This is a genomic window from Streptomyces flavofungini (assembly GCF_041028215.1).
Classification (GTDB): Bacteria; Actinomycetota; Actinomycetes; order Streptomycetales; family Streptomycetaceae; genus Streptomyces; species Streptomyces flavofungini_B.
Map to the genome: position 1 here is coordinate 1 of NZ_JASKYR010000772.1, position 3,678 is coordinate 3,678.

Sequence of the window (3,678 nt, forward strand, 5' to 3'; positions counted from 1 at the left end):
GGGTCGGCCGTCAGACGCGCAGCACCTGTGGTCCGAGGAGGGAGTAGCGGTGGGCCTCGGAGGCGGGCAGGCGGGTGCTGGTGACGATCGTCTCCAGGTCTCCGATGCCGGCGAACCGGCAGAAGCTCGTCGCCCCGAACTTGGTGTGGACGCCGGGGAAGACGGTCCGCCTGGAGGCCCTGATGGCCTGCGCCTTCACCTCGCTCACGGCGGGGTCGGGCGTCGTCAGGCCGTGCTCGCGCGAGATGCCGTTGGCACCGATGTAGGCGAGGTCGATGACGAAACCGGCCAGCATGCGCGTCGTCCAGTGGTCGACGGTGGCCAGCGTGCCCGGCCGGACCCGGCCGCCGAGCAGCAGCACGGTGATGTTCTCGGCCTCGGCGAGCGCGCCCGCCGTGGCCAGGGAGGCGGTGACCACGGTCAGCGGGCGCCCGCCCGCCGCGTCGGGGAGGGCCTCGGCGATGAGCTGGGGGGTGAAGCCCTCGTCGATGAAGACCGTCTCGGCGTCGCCGAGCAGTTCGGCCGCCGCGGTGGCGATGCGCCGCTTCTCGGGGACGTGCATGGTCGTACGGAAGGCGAGGGTGGTCTCGAAACCGGCGCTCTCCACGGGGTAGGCGCCACCGTGGGTGCGGCGGACCAGGCCGTGGTCCTCCAGGGCGCGCAGGTCGCGGCGGACGGTCTCCTTCGCGACGCCGAGGCGGGCGGCGAGTTCCGTCACGTCGACGGAACCGGACTGCCGGGCCGCACTGACGATCCGCCGCTGACGCTCCTCCGCGGTCATCGGCGCCACCTGCTTCCCCTGGTCTCACTGTGCCCGTTCGGGCCTTGGGGGAAGTTCTACAGTGCCCGCACGGACGAGAAAAGATGCCAAGCGGGCGCGATGCTGCCCGTATGTGCCCGCGTCACGTGGCGGTGGCCTGGGGTTCGGACGCCGGACGTGACCGTTACCGGGTGCCGGGGTGCCCGTTTGCCGCCCGTTCGGGCCCCGGCTCCGGAGCCGGGCTGTTTTCAGTGTGGCCAGAGTGGCGGGTTGGTGCAGAAGTGACCGCCGAGATTGGCGTGATCCGGATTGCCGGGGTCGAGTTCGCCCTGTTCGGCGATGAGCTTCTCCGCGTACTGCTCGGAGTCGTCCCGCGGTGTGTAGCCGAGGGCGCGGGCGGAGGAGAGGTCCCACCACAGGCGGGTGTTGGCGGAGGATCCGTAGACGACGGTGTGCCCGACGTCCTCGGCGGTGAGGGCGGCGTGGAAGAGCCGCGCGCCGTCGCCCGGACTCATCCAGACCGAGAGCATCCGCACGCTCGTCGGTTCGGGGAAGCACGAGCCGATGCGGACCGAGACGGTCTCGATGCCGTGCTTGTCCCAGTAGAGCTGGGCCAGGTCCTCGCCGAAGGACTTCGACAGGCCGTAGAAGGTGTCGGGGCGGCGCGGGGTGTCCAGCGGGATCAGCGGGTCGTCGCCCTCGGGGCGCGGCGTGAAGCCCACCGCGTGGTTGGAGGAGGCGAAGACCACGCGCCGCACGCCCTCCGCGCGGGCCGCCTCATAGAGGTGGTACGTCCCTTCGACGTTCGCCTTGAGGATCTTGTCGAAGGTGGACTCCAGGGAGATGCCCGCGAGGTGGAGGACCGCGTCGACGCCGCGCACGGCCTCGCGCAGCGCGTCCCTGTCGGCGAGATCGGCGGTGACCGCGTCCGGCTCGCCCTCGATGCCGCGCAGGTCGAGCAGGCGCAGGTCGTGTCCGTACGCCGGGAGCAGTCCGCGCATCAGGGTGCCGAGGCCCCCGGCGGCGCCGGTCATCAGGACGGTGCGGGAAGCGGGCATGCGGGCTCTCCTCAGCGTTCTCATCCGCGTACGAGATTCACAAACGTGGACACGCTAGGGATCTCGTCGGTGCCGCGTCAAGGGGCGCGCGGAGGGGTGGGAATCCGGGGGAATCCGCGCCCGTGCGGCCGGTGCATCCGCTTGACCAGGGCCGAGAGGGCGCCTTAGCGTGGTCGCGTTCAGGGATATGGACGCCAATCAGAAACGTGCACGACTAGGGAGAGCCCGTGACGTCAGCCCCCCTCGCTTCCCGGCTCCGCGTTCCCAGCGGGCCCCTGTTCTTCCCGGTCACCGCCTACGGACCCGACGGCTCCATCGACCTGGAGACCTTCCGCGCCCATGTCCGCGCGGGCATCGACGCGGGGGCGGCGGCCGTGTTCGCCTGCTGCGGCACGGGCGAGTTCCACGCCCTGACCCCCGAGGAGTTCCAGAGCTGCGTCGCCGCCGCCGTCGCGGAGACCGCGGGCCGGGTGCCGGTCGTGGCGGGCGCCGGGTACGGCACCGCGCTCGCCGTGCGGTACGCGCGCCTGGCCGAGGAGGCGGGCGCCGACGGGCTGCTCGCCATGCCGCCCTACCTGGTGGTCGCCGGGCAGGAGGGGCTGCTCCGGCACTACACCGAGCTGGCCGCGGCCACCTCCCTGGACGTCATCGTCTACCAGCGGGACAACGCGGTCCTCACCCCGGAGACGGTCGTCGAACTCGCCCGCGCCGACGGCATCATCGGCTTCAAGGACGGCCTCGGCGACATGGACCTGATGCAGCGCACCGTCAGCGCCGTGCGCAGCGAGGTGCCGGGCGACTTCCTGTACTTCAACGGTCTGCCGACCGCCGAGCTGACCGGCCTCGCCTACCGGGGCATCGGCGTCGGCCTCTACTCCTCGGCCGTGTTCTGCTTCGCCCCCGACATCGCGCTCGCCTTCCACCGGGCGCTCGGCGCGCGGACCGCCGAGGGCGACGCGGCGGTGAACCGCCTCGTCGACGGCTTCTACCGGCCCTTCGTCGAGCTGCGGGCCCTCGGCCGCGGCTATGCCGTCTCGCTCGTCAAGGCGGGCGTGCGGCTCGGCGGACTCGACGTCGGAGGGGTGCGCCCGCCGCTGCACGAACCCGCCGCCGAACACGTCAAGCGCCTCGCCGAACTGGTCGAGCGCGGGCGGGAACTGCTCGGCGAGGAGCTGCCGGGCGCGGGCACGCCTCCGGGCGGGGACGAAAAGCTGCCGGGCCTGCACGCGGCGCGGGGCGACGCGTGAAGGCCGCCGCGTTCCTCTATCCCTGGGACGTCGTCGGCGACCCCGCGGCCGCCGACCGCCTCGTCGGTCTCGGCATCCGGCAGGTCACCCTCGCCGCCGCCTACCACTCCACGCGCGCGCTCACCCCGCGCCACCCCCGCCACCGCGTCGTCACGGCCGCGCACGCCGCCGTGCTCTATCCGCCCGGCGAGCGCTGGCGCGGACAGGCGCTCCGGCCCCGCGAGGCCGGTGACTGGGCGCCGGGCGACGCCTATGGCGCGGCCGCGGAGGCGCTGGGCGCCGCCGGGATCGAGGTGCACAGCTGGGCCGTCCTCGCGCACAGCTCCCGCCTGGGCGAGGACCACCCGGAGACCTCCGTCGTCAATGCCTACGGTGACCGCTATCCCTGGGCGCCCTGCATCGCGCGGCCGGCCACGCGCGCGTACCTCGTCGCCCTCGCGGCCGAGGCCGCCGCGCGCCCCGGCACGCGCGGGACCGAGCTGGAGTCGTGCGGCTGGTACGGCCTCGCGCATCTGCACGCCCACGACAAGACCGCGGGCGTCGGACTCGGCGAGGCTGGCCAGTACCTGATGTCCCTGTGCTTCTGCGGCTCCTGCCGGGAGGGGTACGGGGG

3 protein-coding genes and 1 pseudogene are annotated in these 3,678 nt (G+C 73.2%); 2 read left to right on the plus strand and 2 right to left on the minus strand.

The features are described from left to right. Nucleotides 1-10 precede the first annotated feature (10 nt). Nucleotides 11-781, minus strand: a complete 771-nt coding sequence (locus AB8Z36_RS34150) for a DeoR/GlpR family DNA-binding transcription regulator (protein ID WP_369217272.1) — start codon at nucleotides 779-781, stop codon at nucleotides 11-13. A 227-nt stretch (nucleotides 782-1,008) separates the two neighbouring features. Further along, nucleotides 1,009-1,818 carry an NAD-dependent epimerase/dehydratase family protein gene (locus tag AB8Z36_RS34155; RefSeq protein ID WP_369217273.1) on the minus strand — a complete coding sequence of 270 codons (810 nt, stop codon included), beginning with the start codon at nucleotides 1,816-1,818 and terminating at the stop codon, nucleotides 1,009-1,011. 227 nt (nucleotides 1,819-2,045) lie between these two features. On the opposite strand from AB8Z36_RS34155, the gene AB8Z36_RS34160 reads away from it, so the two are divergent. Then, complete coding sequence (locus tag AB8Z36_RS34160; RefSeq protein WP_369217274.1) at nucleotides 2,046-3,065, plus strand: 5-dehydro-4-deoxyglucarate dehydratase; 1,020 nt, start codon at nucleotides 2,046-2,048, stop codon at nucleotides 3,063-3,065. Next, nucleotides 3,062-3,678 (plus strand): annotated as a pseudogene (locus AB8Z36_RS34165) (hypothetical protein); the annotation flags it as partial. The gene AB8Z36_RS34160 and the pseudogene AB8Z36_RS34165, both read left to right, overlap by 4 nt.